Source organism: Rheinheimera sp. WS51 (assembly GCF_050936095.1).
Lineage (GTDB): Bacteria > Pseudomonadota > Gammaproteobacteria > Enterobacterales > Alteromonadaceae > Alishewanella.
In genome coordinates, this window is the sequence record NZ_JBOTRC010000001.1 from 465,957 (window position 1) to 488,346 (window position 22,390).

The following is a 22,390-nucleotide window of genomic DNA, read 5'->3' on the forward strand; positions in this document are numbered from 1 at the left end:
TAACAAAAGGCTTAACTGCTCTTGCGTGCGTAGTGCATAGTGCTAGTGTTTAGTTTTGAGTGTTGAATGTTGAATGTTGAGTTTTTAGTGTTTAGTTTTTTTGCCTGATATTGCTTTGCTAATGTCGCTGAAGCTGTGCGGTTTTAGTTCCATTTTTTCTTTTTCGTTTTTTTTCTCTTCTATTTTATTCTTTTGAGCTTTAGCTCTAACTATATTTCAATTTTGCCTTTGTCTTTAATGTCTGCTTTATTTACTTCATATTTTATAAATGTTACTTTATCGCGATTAATTACTTATTGGTAAGACCAATTTACACTTTGTTGTTGATTGTGTTGATGCCTTTAGCTAATAGCTATTTTAGGAGTGCTTTTTTATAGCGATGGCAGATTTTAAAATTAAACCGGCTAAGCTTTCCGATAGGATAGTAGAACAGCTTGAAAATATGATGCTAGAAGGCAGTTTAACCGCAGGTCAAAAGCTACCGGCTGAGCGTGAACTAGCTGAGCGTTTTGCTGTGTCTCGCCCTTCGCTGCGTGAAGCTATTCAAAAGTTAGAAGCCAAAGGTTTAGTTAATCGTCGTCAAGGTGGTGGCACCTATGTAAGTGAGAATCTTGCTAAGGGCTTAACTGATCCGCTGTATGCCTTAATTAGCCGCCATCCAGAATCTCAGTTTGATTTATTAGAGTTTAGACATGCATTAGAAGGCATTAGTGCTTATTACGCCGCATTGCGTGGTACACCGGCCGATTTTGCCCAGATAAAAAATGACTATGATGCTATTTGTGATGCCCAACAATTAAATGATTTAGATAGCGAAGCCAAAGCGGTGGCCGATTTTCATTTAGCTGTCGCAGAAGCTTCACATAATGTGGTGTTATTGCATTTAGTTCGCGGCTTAATGCCGTTAGTTGAACAGAATATTCGCATTAACTTAGATAGCTTGCAGCAAAGAGAAGGCATTGTTGGCCAATTAAACCAACACCGCCAGCGCTTAATGCAGGCCGTAATTAACGGCGAGCCAGAGCAGGCTCGTCAGGCCAGTAATGGCCATTTGGCCTTTATTGAAGAGGCTTTATTAGAAATAGGTAAAGAGCAATCTAGAATAGAGCGCTCACTGCGACGTACTCAGCAAAGCTGATACTGAACTAGGCTTATACTGAATAAGTATTAACTGTTTCTTTGTCAATTGAATAACTTATAACGCGAAGTCGCGTTGATAACCATAGGAAACCTCGATATGTCTGAAGTCAATAAAGTTGACATCGACGCGCTAGAAACTAAAGAGTGGCTAGAAGCGTTAGAATCGGTTGTTCGCACTGAAGGGGTAGAGCGGGCGCAGTTCCTGCTTGAGCAAGTGTTAGATCAAGCGCGTTTAGATGGTGTGGCCATGCCTACAGGCGTGACGACAAACTACATTAATACCATAGCGCCGCAACAAGAGCCGGCCTACCCAGGTGATGTTAACTTAGAAAGACGTATTCGCTCGGTTATTCGTTGGAACTCTATAATGATAGTGCTGCGCGGCTCGAAAAAAGAGCTAGATTTAGGTGGCCATATGGCATCTTATCAATCGTCAGCGGCGTTTTATGAAACTTGTTTTAACCACTTTTTCCGCGCTCCAAACGAAAAAGACGGCGGCGATTTAGTCTATTATCAAGGCCATATTTCACCGGGTATTTATGCCCGTGCCTTTGTTGAAGGCCGCTTAACTGAAGCGCAATTAGATGGCTTCCGCCAAGAAGTAGATGGCGCAGGTTTACCAAGTTACCCACATCCTAAGTTAATGCCTGAATTCTGGCAGTTCCCAACGGTTTCTATGGGCTTAGGCTCTATTTCTGCTATTTACCAAGCGCGTTTCTTAAAGTATTTAAATGGTCGCGGCTTAAAAGATACTACAGAGCAACGGGTTTATGCCTTCTTAGGCGATGGTGAGATGGATGAGCCAGAATCACGCGGCGCTATCTCGTTTGCGGCTCGGGAAAAGCTAGGCAACTTATGCTTCTTAATTAACTGTAACTTACAGCGTTTAGACGGCCCAGTTATGGGTAACGGTAAGATTATTCAAGAGTTAGAAGGCTTATTCCGTGGCGCAGGCTGGAATGTTATTAAAGTGGTTTGGGGCCGTGGTTGGGATAAATTATTAGCCAAAGACACCTCAGGTAAGCTATTACAGTTGATGAACGAAACTATCGATGGTGATTACCAAAGATATAAAGCCAATGATGGCGCTTATGTTCGTAAGCACTTCTTTGGTCGTTATCCTGAGACTGAAGCTTTAGTTGCTGATATGACAGATGAAGAAATTTTCGCCTTAAAACGCGGTGGTCATGAACCTTCTAAGTTATTTGCAGCCTTTAAAGCAGCTCAAGAGTGCACGGATAAACCAACGGTTATTTTAGCTAAAACCGTAAAAGGTTACGGCATGGGTGAAGCAGCTGAAGGTAAGAATATTGCTCACCAAGTGAAAAAAATGGATATGACCCACGTATTGCAACTACGCAAACGTTTAGGGCTTGAAGATTATATTACTGAAGATCAAGTAGCAGATTTACCTTATATTAAATTGCCAGAAGGCTCGCCAGAATTAGCTTATTTACATGAACGTCGTCAAGCGTTAAAAGGCTATACACCTAAGCGTTTACCTAAGTTTAGCCAAAAGCTAACCTTACCTGCATTAAGCGAGTTCAGTGGCTTATTAGAAGAGCAAAAGCGTGAGATTTCAACAACTATGGCCTTTGTCCGTATGTTGAATATTTTATTGAAAGATAAAAATATTGGTCAGCAAATAGTGCCAATTATTGCCGATGAAGCCCGTACCTTTGGTATGGAAGGTTTGTTCCGTCAAATTGGTATTTATAATCCGGGCGGTCAAAACTATAAGCCTGAAGATCATTCTGTGCTTAGTTACTATAAAGAAGATACCGCAGGCCAAGTATTACAAGAAGGCATTAATGAGCTGGGCGCTATGTCGTCTTGGGTGGCAGCTGCAACCTCATATAGCACCAACGATTTACCGATGATCCCGTTCTATATTTATTACTCTATGTTTGGCTTCCAACGTGTGGGTGATATGGCGTGGATGGCAGGTGATCAGCAAGCGCGTGGTTTCTTATTAGGTGCAACAGCAGGGCGGACAACGCTTAACGGTGAAGGCTTGCAGCACCAAGATGGCCACAGTCATGTGTTAGCCAGCACAGTGCCTAACTGTATCTCTTATGATCCAACCTATGCTTACGAGCTAGCGGTGATTATTCAAGATGGTATTGAGCGCATGTACGGTGAAAAGCAAGAAAACGTGTATTACTACTTAACGGTAATGAATGAAAACTATCATCAACATGCTATGCCTGAAGGGGCTGAAGAAGGTATTCGCCGCGGTATTTATAAGTTAGAAACCTTAAATGGCGACCGTGGTAAAGTGCAGCTGTTAGGCTCTGGTACTATTATGCAGGAAGTACGCAAAGCGGCCGATATTCTAAGCAAAGATTACGGTGTTGCTTCTGATGTGTATTCAGTCACCTCATTTAATGAGCTAGCGCGTGATGGCCAAGATGTTGAGCGTTTTAATATGCTAAACCCAGAAGCCGAAGCTAAAACAGCTTATATTGCAACGGTAATGAATAGTGCACCGGCAATTGCTGCGACCGACTATATTAAAAACTATGCCGAGCAAGTACGTGCTTTTGTACCTTCTAGTTCGTATAAGGTATTAGGTACTGATGGTTTTGGTCGCTCTGATAGCCGTGATAATTTACGCCGTCATTTTGAAGTTAATGCCAGCTATATTGTAGTTGCAGCATTAAGCGAACTAGTTAAGCAAGGTGAGTTGAAACAAGCTGTAGTGGTAGATGCCCTGAAAAAATTCGGCATTGATAGCAGCAAAATCAACCCGCTATACGCATAAGAGGATTGCAAATGACTATTGAAATTCAAGTTCCGGATATTGGTGCTGATGAAGTTGAAGTCACTGAGATCTTGGTTAAAGTTGGCGATAGCGTTGCTGTTGATCAAACCATACTCAGCGTTGAAGGCGACAAGGCCGCTATGGAGCTGCCTGCCTCTGAAGCAGGTGTAGTAAAAGAGATTAAGGTTGCTGTTGGCGACATGGTAAAAACCGGTAGCGTTATTATGTTATTTGCCGCGGATGGTGACAAAGCCGATGCTAAAGCCGATAACAAAGAAGAAAGCCAAGCCGAAACTAAGTCTGAAGCTACAGAATCAGCAGCTAAGCCAGCTGATGCGCAAGCGACGACTAGCCTAGAAGATATTAATGTACCTGATATCGGCGGTGATGCCGTTGAAGTGACTGAGATACTGGTTAAAGTTGGCGATACTGTGTCGGCTGATCAGTCAATACTTAGTGTTGAAGGCGATAAAGCAGCTATGGAATTACCTGCACCTATGGCGGGTACAGTAAAAGAAATCAAAGTTGCTGTTGGCGATAAAGTGTCTACTGGCAGCTTGATGATGGTGTTTGAAACTTCAGCACAAGGCGCACCTGCGGCTAAGTCTGATTCAAGCGCTAAATCCGAGGCAAAGCCTGAAGCGAAAGCTGCTACAGAAACGGCTAAGGCCGAGCCAGCTAAAGCTGCAGCACCAAGCAACCCCGCAACAGATAGCTTTGTTGAAAATAAAGAATATGCTCATGCGTCACCTGTAGTGCGTCGTATTGCGCGTGAGTTTGGCGTTAACTTAGCCAAAGTTAAGGGCACAGGCCGTAAAGAGCGGGTACTAAAAGAAGACGTACAAAACTATGTTAAGCAACTGGTTAAGCAAGTAGAAAGCGGTGCTAGCACCGGTGGCTCAGTCTCTAATATGGGCTTTGATTTAATTGCTTGGCCTAAAGTTGACTTTGCTAAGTTTGGTGAAGTGGAATCTAAGCCATTATCGCGAATTCAAAAGCTATCGGGTGCTAACTTGCATCGGAACTGGGTGCGTATTCCGCATGTAACCCAATTTGATGAGGCTGATATCAGCGGCTTAGAAGATTTCCGTAAGCAGCAAAACCAATTAGCGGAAAAGAAAAAGCTTGGCGTTAAGTTCACACCTTTAGTCTTTATAATGAAAGCAGTAGCGAAAGCTTTAGAGGAATTCCCAACCTTTAATAGTTCGCTGTCAGACGATGGTGCTAGCTTAATTCTGAAGAAATATGTTCATATTGGTATAGCCGTTGATACGCCAAATGGCTTAGTAGTGCCTGTAGTACGTGATGTAAACAAAAAAGGCATTATTGAGCTTTCTCGCGAGTTGCAAGAGATCTCGGCTAAGGCCCGTGATGGCAAGTTAACCGCTGCTGATATGCAAGGCGGCTGCTTTACTATCTCTAGCTTAGGCGGTATTGGTGGTACGGCGTTTACGCCTATTGTTAATGCGCCAGAGGTGGCTATTTTGGGTGTATCTAAATCAGATATGAAACCAAAATGGAATGGTAAAGAGTTCTTACCAGCCTTAATGTTACCGTTAAGTTTATCTTACGATCACCGTGTTATAGATGGCGCTTTAGCTGCACGCTTTACCGCAACTTTAGCTGGCTATTTAGCGGATATTCGTCAGATTATTATGTAATAGCTATATAAGTGCTTATATAGAAAATTAGTAGCGAGTAAAAACCAGAAGTCCCAGCAAAAGTTTCGGGACTTCTGCGGTTGGCAATGTTAAAATTTTGCCACTTTTTTCGCCTGATAGGATTTAAATAAAGATCCTGTCAGTAACCCGACCCGATAAAGAAAGGTAATACGATGAGCAACGAAATTAAAACCCAAGTTGTGGTGCTAGGCGCAGGCCCTGGCGGTTACTCTGCTGCATTTCGTGCAGCAGACCTAGGTCTGGAAGTCACCTTAGTTGAAGCCCGTAGCACCTTAGGTGGTGTCTGCTTAAACGTAGGCTGTATTCCTTCTAAAGCATTATTACACGTTGCTAAAGTGATTGATGATGCCCGCGAAATGGCGTCACACGGTGTTACTTTTGGTGCACCAGAAATTGATTTAGATAAAATTCGCAGCTGGAAAGACAAAGTGGTTTCTCAATTAACCACAGGTTTAGCTGGTATGTCGAAAATGCGTAAAGTTAACGTAGTTAATGGCTACGGTAAATTTACCGGTGCTAACACCTTACAAGTTGGCGATACTACTATTAACTTTGAACACGCTATTATCGCTGCAGGTTCAGAGCCAGTTTCTCTGCCATTTATTCCAGAAAATGACGATCGCGTAATTGACTCTACAGGCGCCTTAGAATTAAAAGATATTCCAGGCGAAATGTTAGTATTAGGTGGCGGTATCATTGGTTTAGAAATGGGTACAGTTTACCGTGCCTTAGGCTCTAAAGTATCAGTAGTAGAATTTGCTGATCAATTAGTGCCAGCAGCAGATGCTGACTTAGTAAAAACCTATACTAAGTACAACAAAAAGAACTTCAACATTATGCTATCAACTAAAGTTGTTGGCGTAGAAGCCAAAGATGACGGCTTATATGTGACTTTCGAAGGTAAAAACGCGCCAGAAACAGCAGTACGTTACGACAAGATTTTAGTAGCTGTTGGCCGTAAGCCAAACGGTAACTTATTAGACGTAACTAAAGCCGGTGTAAATGTTGATGAGCGTGGCTTTATTAATGTTGATAAGCAATTAAAAACTAACGTTGACCACATCTATGCCATTGGTGATGTTATTGGCCAGCCAATGTTAGCGCATAAAGCGGTTCACGAAGGCCATGTTGCGGCTGAAGTTATCTCTGGTAAGAAACATTACTTCGATCCTCGCTGCATTCCTTCAGTTGCCTACACAGATCCAGAAATGGCTTGGACAGGTTTAACTGAAAAAGAAGCTAAAGAGCAAGGTATTCAAATTGAAACAGCCACTTTCCCTTGGGCTGCATCAGGCCGTGCTATTGCCTCTTCACGTACTGAAGGCTTTACCAAATTAATCTTTGATAAAGAAACCCACCGTGTATTAGGTGGCGCTATTGTTGGTATCAACGCTGGTGAAATGCTAGGTGAAATTTGTTTAGCTGTTGAAATGGGCGCAGACGCAGAAGATATCGCGTTAACTGTGCATGCTCACCCAACATTAAACGAATCAATAGGTATGGCTGCTGAAATGTTCGAAGGTAGCATTACTGACTTACCAAACCCAAAAGCTAAGAAGAAAAAGTAATTTCCAATGCTTAGTGTTTAATAAAAAGGCCGCATAGCGGCCTTTTTTGTTTAAAGTTTTCAAGCACTCTTACCCCTTGAACTAAAATCTCGACGCTGCTTTGATAGGTGTTGCTCGATGTTGTCTGCGCAATTACCGAGTTCACGGTTTGCGTTATCATTCAGACAAAATTACAAAATAAAGGAGATGGGCTATGGTTCTGGGAAATTTCAGTATAATTCGTATAGCATTACTGACAACTATATTTAGCATTTCTTCATGTGCTCAAGCTGATATTAGTCTTAGTACTGTTAACGGTAAATGTAGCGTAACAACCAGAGGGCAAAGTGTTGAGTTAGAACTTACACCACCTTGTGAGCTGGTTAAAATAGAGTATAAAGATCATTATTATCATCAGTATAACGATAACAAGGTTTTTATAGTCGCAGGACAGCCAGCACAGCTAGATAAGTTAACTAAATGGTCAGTAATTGAAAAGGATAGATGTTCGCTGCAATCACAGGCTGTAATTATTAATAAAGCGGCTGTACGCGTAGCCGCGATTAGCTATGGCTCATTAACCTGCCCTGATATTGGTTTAGATGAAAAGTTTTACCGGTCAGTGTTAGATAACTGAGAATATAGATTTTACCGATACTAATACGGCTAAAAAGGCTTGTTAAATTAACAAGCCTTTTTGGTTTAGTACCTTTAAGCGGTAATTGCTGTGTTAATAGCAGTAGTAGAATTGGTTTTGGTTATTTGACTAATAACAAAACGCATTTCACTGCCTAACACTTTTACGCGTACTTCATCACCGGCGTCTTTACCTAATAAGGCTTGGCCTAGTGGCGATAAAACTGATAGTTCACCTTGGTTAAGGTTAGCATCAGGGGTTGCTACTAAGGTTAACCAGCTTTTGCTGTCTTCTTGTTCTGATTCTAAATAAACAGCAGTGCCTAAACTTACTTTTAACGGTTGTAGACTATCTTGCTCGCTAGTTTGACGCTGATCTAATTGATCCATCGTATTATGTAGCATTAAAGGCGTTAATGGCACTAATGCTGACATGAGCAAGCAACGACGAGTTTTGGTGCTTAATGATTTAAAGAAAGAAAAAATAGGATTTAATAACATATAGCCTCCAGAGCATGTGTAATTAGAACATGGTTAGATAACAGTGTGGCTAAATAGGCCCAGTTACGGTTTAACGTAGCTGGTTTAAAACGATGAGACGATAGAAAATTTAAGCTAATTATTATTGGCTATAGGCTACGTCTCGCTGTGTTGCTACTGAGTCACTGTTAGGGCTATTATAACTTAACTAGGTTAAATAAGCAAATACATTGATACTTAAGTTGTTAAAATGAAGGTTAGATTTGATTTGTCTGTCTAGCGCGCCGAAAATGAACGTTATCTTAACGAGGTTAGTACGAAAGTTAATCAGTTTGTTTTAAATTATAAGTTGTTAGCTATTAATATGATTAAGCTGCTGATGCTGCCCTGATGGTTAGGGTTAACTATGTCATACTAATAGGCAAATTTGCCCGCTTTATAGGTATTTATGAAACAACCACAAGCTATTACATCAATATTGCAACAACTTCTGCAGCAGTGCCAGCCCTTATATAGTCAAGGTAAGGTGGCTGATTATATTCCCGCTTTAGCACAAGTTGATCCAAGCTCTGCAGCCATAGCTGTAGCAACCATTGACGGACAAATACATAGTGCCGGCGCAGCTGATAAAACCTTTTCCCTACAAAGTGTCTCGAAAGTATTTGGTTTAGTGATGGCGATGAATAGGCTTGGTGATGATTTATGGCAGCGAGTTAACATGGAGCCATCAGGGCAGCCATTTAATTCAATTGTTCAGTTGGAGTGGGAAAAAGGTATTCCGCGTAATCCTGTAATTAATGCTGGTGCTATATTAGTTGCTGATGTTTTAGTAAGCCATTACTCGGCAAGTAAAAGTGCTTTTTTAACTTTTATGCGCCGTTTAGCCGGTGATGAGAATATCTATGCCGATCAAAAGGTTTATTTATCAGAGCTTGAGCATGGTAATCGCAATGCGGCGCTTGCTTACTTAATGAAAAGCTTTGGCAATATTGAAGCTGAAGTGCCAGATGTATTAGCACATTATTTTCATCAATGTGCTACGGCAATTAATTGTCAGCAATTAGCCAAATCATTATTGTTTTTAGCAAACCGTGGCATACAGCCTCATAGTAACGAGCAAATTTGTAGTCGCCGCGACGCCCACCGAGTTAATGCAATTTTATCCACTAGCGGCATGTATGACCAATCAGGTGAATTTGCCTTTAAAGTAGGCTTGCCAGCTAAAAGTGGTGTAGGCGGGGCCATTGTTGCTATAGTGCCGCAGTTTGGGGTTATTTCAGCTTGGAGCCCAGCATTAAACTCTTATGGTAACTCTGTTGTTGGCATGCAGCTGATTAGCTTATTTGCTGAAGAATTAGGTTTGTCATTGTTTTAACCTTTAGCGGTAATCATTTATTGTCATGATTACCGCGAATTGGCTGTAGAGTATTAAAGCTTTATCACTTTAGGCTTTATGGCGAAATTACTAATAAAACCTAAGCTGAAAATGGCAAACATGATATAAAGAAAAGTGTAATCGGTTTCTTTTGCCTCGGTTTTAGCTTGTTGTTCCAGTTTTTGTCCTTGCACTTGGGTTGTTTGCTTAGCCGGATTAGCAGGTGGCGCAACAGGTTGGGTAAGGGCTTGGGCCAAAGCCTGAGATAAGGGCGTTAAACCAAAGCCTGCAGCAGTGCTGTCCATGTATTGGTTAAACTTTTCGTTATCTGTAGCGACATCAAACTGTGTTGCCAGCTCAGTATAAGTTTGCACCATTTTTTGGATGGTTTTTTCATCTGCCTGCCAATAACCTTTACGTACCGCTTCTAACATTCGCTCAATAATTTGGGCTAGGCTTTCAGCGTTATGTTGTTCAAAGAACTCACGCATATCCATTTGATATTTATCGTCGACATAGACGTCAAAAAATTCTTGCCATTGGTCATCACGTATTGCTTCAGGTGTCATGACTTCCCAGCCCCACATATTATTCATTCGATCTAATATGGCAGTAGCACCGGCATAACCAGAATCTTGCATGGCTTTTATCCAGCGCGGATGAAAATAACGACTGCGCATTTCTTGGTTAACAAACTCGGCTAAAGTTTGCGCTTTTAGCTGATCTTTTTGCCGCAAGTTAGCCACATACATCTCTGGTGTTTTACCGTCTAAATGGCGTACTGCTAGGCCAATGCCACCAAAATATTGAAAGGGATCGTCGTTGGTCATCAGCGCATATAAGTTAGTTGAACGAGAAAAAATAACGCCATCTGTGCCTGATAGCACTTTACTGTATAAGCCTTGGCTATTAGCTCCTAAGGCATCGTTAACATTTTCGCTCCAGCGCTTTTCATCATAACCATAAGCAAACCCCATTCTATCTAAATATAACTTGGCCAGTTTATCATCGGTATCCCAAGTGTCAGACGCTAAAGAGCTGCTTGCTAAGCCGGTACCATAGTTACCGGTTTCGTTAGAAAAAATACGAATTGACGATAAATAATCCGCATCGTCTGGGCTTTTGCCTTTGGCTAACAACTCCGTTTTTAAGGCAGTGCTATTGCGGTAAACAAAGTTGTTGTCTTCTTTCATTTTGGCCACTTTATCAATGGCTTTAGCTAGCCATAACATAACATTGGGAAAAGCATCGCGGTATAAACCGGTTGCTGAAATGACTACATCAATGCGGGGCCGCTTTAATTCGCTGTAGGGGATCACCTCTGTGTCTATCACATCGCCTTGATTATTCCACTTAGGCCTTAAGCCTAAGGCGTGAAGTATTTGCGCCTCAAGGGCACCGTGATGGCGCATAGTTTCTAGCGACCATAACGAAAAAGCTAATTTTTCAGGGTATTTGCCATGTTTGGCGACATAAGCGGCAATAGTTTGATCCATTAAAGTCACCCCAGCAGCATAGGCTTCTTTTGATGGCACTTTTGCTGGGTTAAAGCCAATCAGGTTTCTGCCCGTGGGCGCTGCATTAGGGTTACGAATTGGATCGCCACCATAGCTTACAGGAATGTACTTGGCATCGAGTGCTGCTAACAAGTTTTGAGTTTCAGCAATACCTTGAAAATTATCCCAATAGCTTTTAGCTAAGCTAAGATCTGCAGCTAATAAGGGATCGACGTCAATTAATGACTTAGGATCCGCTAAATAGGTTTTAAGTAATTGATAGCCTTCAAGAGCTGCAAGCTTACGTACTTTGCGCTGATCAAAATGCTGCTCTTCAGGTAAAGCTAACTGATGGTGTTGCTCATATTTAGCCGCACGCTCGGTAAAACTTTGGCCTAACATTTGTAATATAGTGCTATATAAATGCTCTGTTTTAGGCAGCTGGCCAAAAATATGTACCCCTAGCGGTTGGCTTATTTGAGCCAGTGCATTTAAATGATCCTGTATTTTATCAATATAATGCTCAAAATCGGCGGCAACCATTTGTTCTGTTAAATTTAAATCTTTAAAAATATTCAGGCTTTGCGCCATATTAATAATTTCTGCTTGGGTGTTAGCTTTGGTTTGACCTGCTGCAAGCAGTAAATAATTGGTTATTTTTTCATTTAACTCTGCCACTTCGGTATATAAACCGGCTTTAGCAAAGCCGGGTGTTAAATGGCTAATCATAGTGGCGCGGCCACGGCGCTTGGCTTGCATGGCTTCACCTACGTTATCAATAATATACGGGTAAAATACCGGGAGGTTTCCTAAAGCCAAACTAGGTGCATCGTAAACAGATAAGCCTCGCTCTTTGCCGGTTAACCACTCTTGGCTGCCATGGGTACCTAAATGAATATAAGCATTAGCCTTAAAAGTTTCTCGGGCAAAGAGGTAAATAGCCAAATAACTGTGGTTGATTGGGGTTTTAGTGCTGTGGTAAAGGTTTGCGTGTTCTTTGGCATTTTCGCCGCGTACGCCTTGTGGTAATACAATCATATTACCTAAGTTAATTCTGGGTATAACAAAGGCTGGTATTGTTTTGCCATCTTTAGTTGTCGATCTTAGCATAGTGCTATCTTCAGCTTTGCCCCAGCGCTGAATAATAGGCTCTGTGACCGAGCTAGGTAAACTATTAAACCAGGTTAAATAAGTGCTTAAGGGTAAGTATTCTGCTAAGTCTTGCTCAATGAGTGTCTCTGCATCTTCACCCCGATAATAAGGGCGTAATAATTTACCGGCCGATTCTATTAACGCTTGCTGCGATTTAAGCTGAATATCATAGCCTTTTTGTTGCATGGCTTTGGCAATGTTTTCAATTGACGTTGGCACATCTAAAAATGCGGCGCCAATATTCTTTTCCCCCGGTGGGTAATTCCAAATAAACATCGCGATCTTTTTATCTTTATTGTTAATATGGGCCAAGTTGGCGTGATGATAGGCACGCTCGACTAAAGCATTTAATTGATAAGGTATCTCTTTTTTCTCGCCATTTTCATTAGCAGCAATAATAGTAGGATCGGCACTACCGGTATCCTCTGGCATCACTAAAAAGAACGGTGTTAATGAGGCGGATATACCCGCATGATCTTGCTCAAATTCAGCTTGATCACCTTGGGTGTAATTTAATGCATGTAAAACTGGGACACCTATTTTTTCAAATTCAGCTCGGCGTTTGGCAACAAAATGTAAAGATCGGTAATTAATTAATAAATCTATAGTAGGTATTGTTTTGCCATCTTTTTCGGTTATGAGTAAGTCGGTGTAATTTAATGCTTCATCTTCGCCTTCAAAAAAGTAACCAAAAGCTTTAGCACCTTTAGCTTCTAGCCCTTTAATGAGGGCATCAACCACTTGTTGTTGCTGATAATCAATAACGCTGCGGTGTATACCTATGGCAATAACAACTTGGTTTGTATTAGCCTGTAAAAAGCGATAAAAAGCGTTTGCATCAGCCGTCATTTGGCCTGGATAAGCGTAATGATACAGGCCAATATTAGGGGTAATAATGGGCGGCGGCGCAACTTGGGCTGACAGCTTTAAAAAATTATTGCTTAAATACAGCATCATATTGCGATAATTGTCGCTACCGGCATTTTTATAGTAACTGCCAATAGTCAATTTTTGCTCATTTGATAAACCATGGTTCATTTGTTCATTGGTTAAATCACCAAGAGAGATCACCGGCACTTGAGGAAACTGGCTGATTTTGTTTTGGTATTGTTCAAACATAAATTTAGAAAGAGCGGGATTTATGCCATCTAGCATCATTAAACTCGCCTGTGACCAAGCTTGGTTTATTTGCTGTTCCGATTTGCCTTGACTGGAATAGATCACTAACTCAAAGGGTTGATCTTTGGCCAACGCTTGCAGTAAATCACCTTTAGGTTTCGAGGCATGTGATGACATCATTAATAATATTTGTGGTTTAGGCTCTGATTTTACAGCGTCTGCGGCTGCTATTGTTTCAGCAGAAAAAGCAAAGCCATGTAAAATAGCACTGATAAAGCAGGTGCTGAAAGTTAAATAGGTTAAGATAGTTTTTAGCATTATTTTTTACTCGCTGCAGCAGAGGAGTTACTGCTTTTGTCATCTTCTGGTACATAAACAAAGCTGCCATCAGCCATTTTGTAAGCCACACCGGCGCGCATGCCTTCGCCTGAGCCAATATCACCGGTAGATTTATATTGTTTAATTTCTTTGCCTTGTTTAATGATGACTTCCATATTCGGTTTACCAGCATTTTTTACTACTGTGACATCATCGCTAGAAAACACATTCAACGGATTTTGGGCTAAGGCGATGAGTAAAGCAGCAATAATGACTAAAAACACATCAACCAGGTTCACGGCACTAACAATAGGGTTAAGTTCTTCATCATCATCTAGAAATCGCATTAATTAAGCCCCTTTAATTTACGAATATTTATTAACTCGTTGGCGTACCATCGCTTTTTAACCGAGGCTGGCCAGAAGGTGATGGATGAAATAACTAAGCCCCAAATTACGGCTGCAAAGGCAATAATAAGGTTTTCACTAATGCCTTGAATGTTGCCATCAGCTAAGGCCTGTAGTGCTGGCCCCATAGGGATCATGGTTGCTATTAAGCCTAACATGGGGGCAATCCGGGTCACTATTCTTAAGGTTTCTAGCTGTTGTAGCGCTACCACTTCCAGCTCGTCATCGCTGGCTTGGGGGTTATGGATAAAATAATTATGAATAGGGTAGCCATTATGAGCAGTTACAGCAGTTTGATTAGGTTGTGAAACTTGTCTGGTATAAGCCAGTTTAGCTTTTCTTCTTTGCAGCCATTGCGAGGCAAATTGACCTAAGGCATAGAGCGCATATACAGCTAAGCCCGCTATCAAAACGATGACGGGCGCCATCAGTAGGGTTGAGGCTTGCGCCATAGATATTTCTAAAAACTGTAAATTCACCTTAATACTTCCTCATTTTATTTAGCGAAAAGAGTGTATATTTCATTAAATCGCAATGCAAGTGATAACTGTTATCATTTGTATTTACGAATTGTTTTTTTCCATGTAAAGTAAAAAGCGATATATAAGAGGCCAATAACTATTGGTATTAATACAGACCTTAAAATGCTTAATCGCTGCAACAAAAGCGTTTCACCTTAGGTGTGATGTGTTAGCAAGTGGTAAGGATTGTTTTAACTAGGAAATAACAATGAGGATTCATAATCGTACTCTGTTAGCGACTGCTATTTTATCAGCATTAGTGATGCCAAGAGTTTCAAACGCCAATAATATGGATACGACTGCTAATACTGATTTTGAAGTGATAGTCATTAGCGGTACCAAGATAGAAAAACCGCTAAGAGATGTTGCCGGTAGTATCTCAGTTATTACTGAAGACGATCTGGATAAACAGGTTATTACGGATATGAGTCAATTATTTAAATACGATCCTAGTATTCAGGTCAGTGGCAATACTGGCGCTGCCCAAAACTTCATTGTCCGAGGGATGGGCGGTGATCGGATCTTGATGATTAAAGATGGCATGCGTATGAACGAAGGCTATGGTGCTAATGGCTTAAACGATATTGTAGGCCGTGGCTTTATTGAAACAGATATTCTAAAGCAAGTGGAAGTGGCTAAAGGGGCAGCATCATCGCTTTATGGTTCTGATGCGCTTGGCGGTATAGTAGTGTTTACTACAAAAACGGCATCAGACTATTTAGCCGATGGTGACCGTTTTGCGGCAAAAATTAAGTTAGGTTATAGCGAGCTTGGTAAACAAAGTTCTATAGGCACTACCTTAGCCTTAGCAACAGGGCAGCTAGAGCACTTAGTGAATATTACCGCGCGAGAAGGAAACGAAGTTCAAAATTATGATCACACTAAGCCAGAATTAAATATTGACTCAACCAGTTTATTTTATAATGGCCAATATAATCTGAATCAAACCGATTTTATTCGCTTTACTGCTGATAACTGGCAGCAAGATGTTAAGGGAGACATGGCGTTTGGTTTATTAGATTACTTTAGAACATTAGATGGTTATAACATTGTCAAAGAATCAAGCACCGGCATTAAAGATAATAACTCCCTGCAGCTGCGTTATCACGCTGAAACAACAACGCCTGTTTATGACTTGCTTAATATTTCCCTTTATCAAAATAAAACCAAGCAAAAAAATATTGAATATGGACAGCTAGACATTAATGCTAATTTCGGCATGCCAATTATTGAAATTAGAGATATGTGGAAAACCGCTATTTATAAGCAAGAAACCTACGGTTTTCTTTCTAATGCCAGTTTAAAAGTTAGCGGAAATCATACTTTGGGTTATGGTTTAGACATTGAGAAATCTACATCGCAGCGCACCGAGACAAAATTATATTCAGTTGCTGGTATTCCAAAAAATGGTTATCCAGAAACGGCAGATAAATTCCCTAAAACAGAGGTATCTCGTGCCGGTGTATTTATTAATGATGAAATCTCGTTATTAAAAGGCCAGTTAACTGTTACCCCAGGCGCGCGGTTTGATACGTATAGCATGAAGCCAAATAATGCCACTAAAGCCAGTGGTGAGCCCTATGCAAAATTTGAACAAAACAATGTTTCTTTTAATTTGGGGGCCTTGTATAAACTTAATAATACAGTGGCAGTTTTTGCCCAGTATGGCCAAGGCTTTAAAGTGCCAGCTTATGATTTAGCCTATATTGATCACGATAACTCTATTTACGGTTATAAAATTGTGCCTAGCGAAGATTTATCGCCAGAAAAAAGTGATGCTTATGAATTAGGTATTAGAGGGCAATTAGACGATTTTATATTCAGTGCAGCGATTTATTACAATCAATACGATCAGTTTTTATCTACCGCCTTAATTGATATTGAAAGCATTAGTAATCCTTATACAGGGGAAGAAAGCCAAGTGTTAGTGTATCAATACCAAAATATAGATGCAGTGACAACAAAGGGTATAGAAGCTTCTGTTCGCTATCATGTAAATGATGCGTGGTCATTTTTTGCTAATGCGGCTTATCAAGATGGTAAAAATGATGAAACCGGTGATTATATTACGAGTATCGCGCCATTATCTGGTGTGACAGGGCTTAGCTTTGAGCTGGAAAATTTTTCCAGCGAATTAATTGTTAATTGGGCCAAGCGGATGGATAAAGTTAATGCTAACAATATTGAAGTTGCCGGCTACGGCAGTCTAGACTTTATTGCGAGTTATGCATTTACAGAAAGCTTTAAAATGAATGTATCGGTAACTAACCTCACTGATAAAAAGTATGTGCGATATCTTAACGGAGCAGGCCATGCAGACAGGTCTAGTTTAAATAAAATAACCGAGCCTAGCCGAACTATATCAGCAAATGTGCATTATATTTTTTAATCAAATATTGTTAATAAAAGGCGCTTTATACTTTCTATAAACGAGTCTAGTTAAAAGCTAAATCATTTATCCTTCATTAGTTATAACTTGTTACAACTTAACTTCAGATGCTATTTGGCATCAAGGTTAGCACAGGTTAGTATAAGAAGATTTTGTGATTTAGCTTGTACAAAAACAGGAAACTAGAATGAAAAAAATTACCTTAGTTGCAGCTTCTGTTGCATTGGCTTTGGGCTTAACTGCCTGTGCCCCACAAGAAGCAGCATCAACGAAAACAGCAACAGAGCAACAAGCATCTACGGCGGTTAAAGCGCCATTAGTGTCGGGTGTAGAGACACAGTATTTCGATCCTGCCGTTAAATTTAGTGAAGATTTCTTCCTTGCGGTAAATGGTAAGTGGTTAGCTGAAACAGATATTCCTGCTGATAAGTCGTCATACGGTTCATTTAATATTTTACGTGATAATTCTCAACACGCGGTAAGAGATATTATTAACGATGTTTCTGCTCGCACCAACTTAGTGCCAGGCTCTGATGAGCAAAAATTAGGTGATTTTTATAAGAGCTATATGGATGAAGCTAAGATTGAAAGCTTAGGAATTAAACCATTACAGCCGCAATTAGATGCAGTAGCTGCACTTAGTAGTAAAGATCAATTACCAGCATTATTTGCTAAATTACAGCGTGATGGTATTTCAATTCCATTTAGCTGGTATGTAAATAACGATGCGAAAAACTCTAGCGAGTATGGCGTTTATGTTAGCCAAAGCGGCTTAGGTTTACCCGATCGTGATTATTATTTTAAAGATGATGAAGCAGGTAAGCAGTTACTAGCTGATTATAAAGCATATTTAACCGATATGTTCACGTTAGCCGGTTATAAAGATGCAGCTGCGGCGGCAGAGCGGGTATTTAATTTAGAAAAAGCTTTAGCCGAGCATCATTGGACGCGGGTAGAAAACCGTAATGCCGATAAAACCTATAACAAAATGGCCTTTGCTGAACTAGATAAAAAAATGGGTGATTTTGATTGGGCCCAGTTTGCTAAAAACGTTAAATTAACCGGTATTGATCAAATTATTGTGCGCCAACCAACTTATTTCTCTGGTTTTGCTAAAGTCGTTGCCAACAGTGATATAGCAAGCTGGCAAGATTACTTAACCATGAGAACAGTCAGTGGCTATGCCAGTAAATTAAGCAGCGACTTTGCTGATCGCCAATTTGCTTTTTATGGCACAGTTTTAAATGGTACTAAAGAACAACAACCACGCTGGAAACAAGCAGTTGATGCTTCTGATGATGTATTAGGTGAGTTAACCGGTAAGCTTTATGTTGAGCGTCACTTTACCCCTGAAGCTAAAGCGCGGATGGAAGGCTTAGTAGATAACTTAATTAAAGCCTATGCGGTTGCTATTGATGAGTTAGAGTGGATGACACCAGACACTAAAAAAGCCGCTCACGCTAAGTTAAATGCTTTTACTGCTAAGATTGGTTACCCAGATGAGTGGAAAGACTATTCTAAGCTAGAAATTAAAGCAGATGACTTGGTAGGTAACTTTGTTCGTGCAACTCACTTTGCTTATGATGAAATGTTAGCGAAATTAGGTAAGCCAATTGATAAAGGCGAGTGGCATATGACACCGCAAACGGTGAATGCTTACTTTAACCCTGTGAACAACGAAATTGTTTTCCCAGCCGCTATTTTACAACCGCCTTTCTTCAATATGGAAGCAGATGACGCTGTTAACTATGGTGGCATTGGCGCAGTTATTGGTCATGAATTAGGCCATGGTTTTGATGACCAAGGTGCTAAGTTTGATGGTGACGGTAACTTACGTAACTGGTGGAGCGAAGAAGACAAAAAGCAATTCCAAGAGCGTGGCGCTATGTTAAGTGCACACTACAGCCAGTATGAACCGCTTGAAGGCCATAAAGTAAATGGTGATTTAACCTTAGGCGAAAATATCGGTGACTTAGGCGGCTTAACGGTCGCGTTAAAAGCGTATGAAATTTCGTTACAAGGTAAAGAAGCGCCAGTGATGGATGGCTTTACAGGTTTACAACGGGTATTTATTAGCTGGGCGCAAGTATGGCGTACTAAATACCGCGATGAAGCGTTAAAGCAGCGCTTAGCAACAGATCCACATTCACCTCCGTATATCCGTGTTATAGGCTTACTGCCAAATATTCCGCAGTTCTATGAAGCCTTTGATATTAAAGAAGGTGATGCCATGTATTTAGCCCCAGAAAAACGGGTTAAGATTTGGTAAGCTAAATCTGGTATAATGCTCAGGCTGAACAGTTTATTGTTGTGATAAACGTTCAGCCTTTTTTATGCTTAGTTTTTAGGTAACCATGCAATGTGGTGCGCTATCAAGGATAAATTTTTACCAGTTAGGTTAAAACTTAATCATCAAGAATATAGTTAGCTAAACATTGTATTCAGCATATTTATACCCACTATAAGTTTGGGAGTTAGCAGGCAGATGTCAATTTGACCTGATTTTTCTTATAATTCACCCCATTCAGTCTAGTGAATACCATTGCAGCGGCAAGGCTGCAATAAACGACCAAGAGGATCAAACTGTGCTACAAGAATATCGCGAACATGTGGCCGAGCGCGCAGCGCAAGGTATACCAGCAAAGCCGCTCAATGCTGAGCAAGTAGCCGCTTTAGTAGAATTAATTAAAAACCCACCACAAGGTGAGGAAGAAACCTTATTAGACTTATTAATTAACCGTGTACCACCAGGGGTAGACGAAGCTGCTTATGTTAAAGCGGGCTTTTTAGCTGCAGTAGCAAAAAGTGAAATTAGCTGTGGTTTAATCAGTGCCGAACGTGCCACTGAGCTACTAGGCACTATGATGGGTGGTTATAATATCCAGCCATTAATTAGCTTATTAGATGACAAAACATTAGCACCAGTTGCGGCCAAAGCCTTATCTCATACTTTACTTATTTTTGATGCTTTTCATGATGTTACTGAAAAAGCTGATGCTGGCAACGAGTATGCTAAGCAAGTGGTACAAAGCTGGGCAGATGCCGAGTGGTTTGAAGCTAAAGCCCCTTTAGCTGAAAAAATTACTGTAACCGTATTTAAAGTATCAGGTGAAACGAATACTGATGATTTATCACCAGCACCAGATGCTTGGTCACGTCCTGATATTCCTTTGCATGCGTTAGCTATGCTAAAAAATGCTCGCGAAGGTATTACACCAGACGAGCCAGGTACCTTAGGTCCAATTAAGCAAATTGAAGAATTAAACAAAAAAGGTCATCCTTTAGCTTATGTTGGTGACGTTGTAGGTACAGGTTCATCACGTAAATCGGCGACTAACTCTGTTTTATGGTTTATGGGCGATGATATCCCATACGTACCGAACAAACGCGCTGGCGGTTTTGTTTTAGGTGGTAAAATTGCGCCTATCTTCTTTAATACTATGGAAGACTCAGGCGCTTTACCTATCGAAGTTGATGTAAGCAACTTAGAGATGGGTGATGTTATTGATATTCTGCCATTTGAAGGCAAAATTGTTCGTCATGGTACTGATGAAGTATTAGCTGAATTTGAATTAGCAACAGACGTATTAATTGATGAAGTACGCGCCGGTGGCCGTATTCCATTAATCATTGGTCGTGGTTTAACCGACCGTGCCCGTGAGTTCTTAGGTCAGGGCCCGTCAGATAAATTCCGTCGTCCAGTACCTAAAGCCGACTCAGGCAAAGGCTTCACCTTAGCGCAAAAAATGGTAGGTAAAGCTTGTGGTGTTGCTGGTGTTCGTCCAGGCACTTACTGTGAACCAAAAATGACCACAGTAGGCTCGCAAGATACCACAGGACCAATGACTCGTGACGAATTAAAAGACTTAGCCTGTTTAGGCTTTACTGCAGACTTAACAATGCAGTCTTTCTGTCACACGGCGGCTTATCCTAAGCCAGTAGACGTTGATACCCATCACTCATTACCAGACTTTATTATGAACCGTGGTGGTGTGTCATTACGCCCAGGTGACGGTATTATTCACAGCTGGTTAAACCGTATGTTACTACCTGATACCGTAGGTACGGGTGGTGATTCTCATACCCGTTTCCCAATTGGTATTTCATTCCCAGCAGGTTCAGGCCTAGTTGCCTTTGCTGCAGCAACGGGTGTTATGCCACTTGATATGCCAGAGTCGGTATTAGTTCGCTTTAAAGGCGAAATGCAACCGGGTATTACATTGCGCGACTTAGTGCATGCTATTCCTTATGTTGCTATTCAAAAAGGCTTATTAACTGTAGATAAAAAAGGCAAAAAGAATGCGTTCTCTGGCCGTGTATTAGAAATTGAAGGCTTACCACACTTAACGGTTGAGCAAGCGTTTGAATTATCTGATGCGTCTGCTGAGCGTTCTGCTGCCGGTTGTACTATTAAGTTGTCACAAGAATCTATTGCTGAATATCTTGAATCTAACATAGTGATGTTAAAGTGGATGATAAGCGAAGGTTACGGTGATGTGCGTACTATTGAACGTCGTATCTTAGCGATGAAAGAATGGTTAGCGAACCCAGAATTAATGTCTGCTGACGCGGATGCTGAATATGCAGAAGTTATTGAAATTGATTTAGCTGAAATTAAAGAGCCCGTATTATGTGCACCAAATGATCCAGATGATGCGCGCTTATTATCTGAAGTCGCTGGCGATAAAATTGATGAAGTCTTTATTGGTTCTTGTATGACCAATATTGGTCACTTCCGTGCTGCGGGTAAATTATTGGATAAGTATAAAGGCCAATTACCAACACGGTTATGGATAGCACCACCGACTAAGATGGACCAAGCGCAATTAACTGACGAAGGCTATTACAGTATCTTCGGTAAAGTAGGTGCCCGTACTGAAATGCCAGGCTGTTCACTGTGTATGGGTAACCAAGCACGCGTAGCAGAAAACTCAACTGTAGTGTCTACGTCAACGCGTAACTTCCCGAACCGTTTAGGCCAAGGTGCTAATGTTTATTTAGCGTCAGCTGAGCTAGCAGCGGTTGCATCAATCATTGGTAAATTACCAACAGTGGCTGAATACTTAGAGTATGCAGCACAAATTGATGCTACAGCGGCTGATACTTACCGTTACTTGAACTTCCATAAAATGCCTGAGTACACTAAAAAGGCAGATAATGTAATTATTCAACAAGCGGTGTAATTAAGCCTGCTAGTATAAATAACTGAGTATTAACTCGTTAGCAAAAGGCCTGCAATAGCAGGCCTTTTTTATGCGAATGGCTTAGAGAAATAAGCAAGCCACAGCTTTAGCCAATACGCTAAAAAGACGGACTCTGTTAGTGGTTTTATGGCTAAGGCGATATACTTAGCCCTTTGTCAAT

13 protein-coding genes are annotated in these 22,390 nt (G+C 40.9%); 9 read left to right on the forward strand and 4 right to left on the reverse strand.

Annotated features, from left to right (window positions below):
• Positions 1–379: 379 nt before the first annotated feature.
• The 5 genes from pdhR to ACRCA4_RS02235 all read left to right on the forward strand — a co-directional run bounded on the left by pdhR (position 380) and on the right by ACRCA4_RS02235 (position 7,770).
• Complete coding sequence (gene pdhR, locus ACRCA4_RS02215) at positions 380–1,138, forward strand: pyruvate dehydrogenase complex transcriptional repressor PdhR (RefSeq protein WP_433183518.1); 759 nt, start codon at positions 380–382, stop codon at positions 1,136–1,138.
• 99 nt (positions 1,139–1,237) lie between these two features.
• The gene (aceE, locus tag ACRCA4_RS02220; protein ID WP_433183521.1) at positions 1,238–3,904 is read left to right on the forward strand and encodes a pyruvate dehydrogenase (acetyl-transferring), homodimeric type; all 2,667 of its coding nucleotides are present in this window, start codon (positions 1,238–1,240) and stop codon (positions 3,902–3,904) included.
• A gap of 11 nt (positions 3,905–3,915) precedes the next feature.
• On the forward strand, positions 3,916–5,565 hold the full coding sequence (aceF, locus tag ACRCA4_RS02225; RefSeq protein ID WP_433183523.1) for a dihydrolipoyllysine-residue acetyltransferase: 1,650 nt from the start codon (positions 3,916–3,918) through the stop codon (positions 5,563–5,565).
• Between the two features lie 173 nt (positions 5,566–5,738).
• Positions 5,739–7,154 carry a dihydrolipoyl dehydrogenase gene (lpdA, locus tag ACRCA4_RS02230; protein WP_433183526.1) on the forward strand — a complete coding sequence of 472 codons (1,416 nt, stop codon included), beginning with the start codon at positions 5,739–5,741 and terminating at the stop codon, positions 7,152–7,154.
• Positions 7,155–7,347: 193 nt separating this feature from the next.
• Complete coding sequence (locus ACRCA4_RS02235) at positions 7,348–7,770, forward strand: hypothetical protein (protein ID WP_433183528.1); 423 nt, start codon at positions 7,348–7,350, stop codon at positions 7,768–7,770.
• A 74-nt stretch (positions 7,771–7,844) separates the two neighbouring features.
• On the opposite strand, the gene ACRCA4_RS02240 is transcribed toward ACRCA4_RS02235, so the two are convergent.
• Positions 7,845–8,270 carry a GreA/GreB family elongation factor gene (locus ACRCA4_RS02240; protein WP_433183531.1) on the reverse strand — a complete coding sequence of 142 codons (426 nt, stop codon included), beginning with the start codon at positions 8,268–8,270 and terminating at the stop codon, positions 7,845–7,847.
• A gap of 427 nt (positions 8,271–8,697) precedes the next feature.
• Here ACRCA4_RS02240 and glsB point away from each other — a divergent pair, with 427 nt between their 5' ends.
• Positions 8,698–9,624, forward strand: coding sequence for a glutaminase B (glsB, locus tag ACRCA4_RS02245; RefSeq protein ID WP_433183533.1), 927 nt, complete (start codon positions 8,698–8,700; stop codon positions 9,622–9,624).
• A gap of 53 nt (positions 9,625–9,677) precedes the next feature.
• On the opposite strand, the gene ACRCA4_RS02250 is transcribed toward glsB, so the two are convergent.
• From ACRCA4_RS02250 to ACRCA4_RS02260, 3 genes are read right to left on the reverse strand one after another with little or no spacing between them, the layout of a single operon-like run.
• Positions 9,678–13,709: a cobaltochelatase subunit CobN gene (locus ACRCA4_RS02250; protein WP_433183536.1), complete on the reverse strand. Its 4,032-nt coding sequence runs from the start codon at positions 13,707–13,709 to the stop codon at positions 9,678–9,680.
• Entirely contained in the window at positions 13,709–14,056 is a 348-nt protein-coding gene (locus ACRCA4_RS02255) for a DUF2149 domain-containing protein (RefSeq protein WP_433183538.1), read from the reverse strand. The genes ACRCA4_RS02250 and ACRCA4_RS02255 overlap by 1 nt, the downstream gene beginning before the upstream one ends.
• Entirely contained in the window at positions 14,056–14,595 is a 540-nt protein-coding gene (locus ACRCA4_RS02260; protein WP_433183540.1) for a MotA/TolQ/ExbB proton channel family protein, read from the reverse strand. Before ACRCA4_RS02260 ends, ACRCA4_RS02255 begins: the two co-directional genes overlap by 1 nt.
• A 250-nt stretch (positions 14,596–14,845) precedes the next feature.
• On the opposite strand from ACRCA4_RS02260, the gene ACRCA4_RS02265 reads away from it, so the two are divergent.
• The 3 genes from ACRCA4_RS02265 (at position 14,846) to acnB (ending at position 22,209) form a co-directional block, all read left to right on the forward strand.
• Positions 14,846–17,026: a TonB-dependent hemoglobin/transferrin/lactoferrin family receptor gene (locus tag ACRCA4_RS02265; protein WP_433183542.1), complete on the forward strand. Its 2,181-nt coding sequence runs from the start codon at positions 14,846–14,848 to the stop codon at positions 17,024–17,026.
• Between the two features lie 187 nt (positions 17,027–17,213).
• Complete coding sequence (locus tag ACRCA4_RS02270; RefSeq protein ID WP_433183545.1) at positions 17,214–19,295, forward strand: M13 family metallopeptidase; 2,082 nt, start codon at positions 17,214–17,216, stop codon at positions 19,293–19,295.
• A gap of 316 nt (positions 19,296–19,611) precedes the next feature.
• Positions 19,612–22,209 (forward strand): bifunctional aconitate hydratase 2/2-methylisocitrate dehydratase, encoded by a 2,598-nt coding sequence (gene acnB, locus ACRCA4_RS02275; RefSeq protein ID WP_433183548.1) that lies wholly within the window; start codon positions 19,612–19,614, stop codon positions 22,207–22,209.
• The last annotated feature ends 181 nt before the right edge of the window (positions 22,210–22,390 follow it).

Bases quoted from the DNA above. Each gene is read 5' to 3' on its own strand.
- pdhR (WP_433183518.1), top strand. From the start codon at position 380: ATGGCAGATTTTAAAATTAAACCGGCTAAGCTTTCCGATAGGATAGTA.
- aceE (WP_433183521.1), top strand. From the start codon at position 1,238: ATGTCTGAAGTCAATAAAGTTGACATCGACGCGCTAGAAACTAAAGAG.
- aceF (WP_433183523.1), top strand. From the start codon at position 3,916: ATGACTATTGAAATTCAAGTTCCGGATATTGGTGCTGATGAAGTTGAA.
- lpdA (WP_433183526.1), top strand. From the start codon at position 5,739: ATGAGCAACGAAATTAAAACCCAAGTTGTGGTGCTAGGCGCAGGCCCT.
- ACRCA4_RS02235 (WP_433183528.1), top strand. From the start codon at position 7,348: ATGGTTCTGGGAAATTTCAGTATAATTCGTATAGCATTACTGACAACT.
- ACRCA4_RS02240 (WP_433183531.1), bottom strand. From the start codon at position 8,270: ATGTTATTAAATCCTATTTTTTCTTTCTTTAAATCATTAAGCACCAAA.
- glsB (WP_433183533.1), top strand. From the start codon at position 8,698: ATGAAACAACCACAAGCTATTACATCAATATTGCAACAACTTCTGCAG.
- ACRCA4_RS02250 (WP_433183536.1), bottom strand. From the start codon at position 13,709: ATGCTAAAAACTATCTTAACCTATTTAACTTTCAGCACCTGCTTTATC.
- ACRCA4_RS02255 (WP_433183538.1), bottom strand. From the start codon at position 14,056: ATGCGATTTCTAGATGATGATGAAGAACTTAACCCTATTGTTAGTGCC.
- ACRCA4_RS02265 (WP_433183542.1), top strand. From the start codon at position 14,846: ATGAGGATTCATAATCGTACTCTGTTAGCGACTGCTATTTTATCAGCA.
- ACRCA4_RS02270 (WP_433183545.1), top strand. From the start codon at position 17,214: ATGAAAAAAATTACCTTAGTTGCAGCTTCTGTTGCATTGGCTTTGGGC.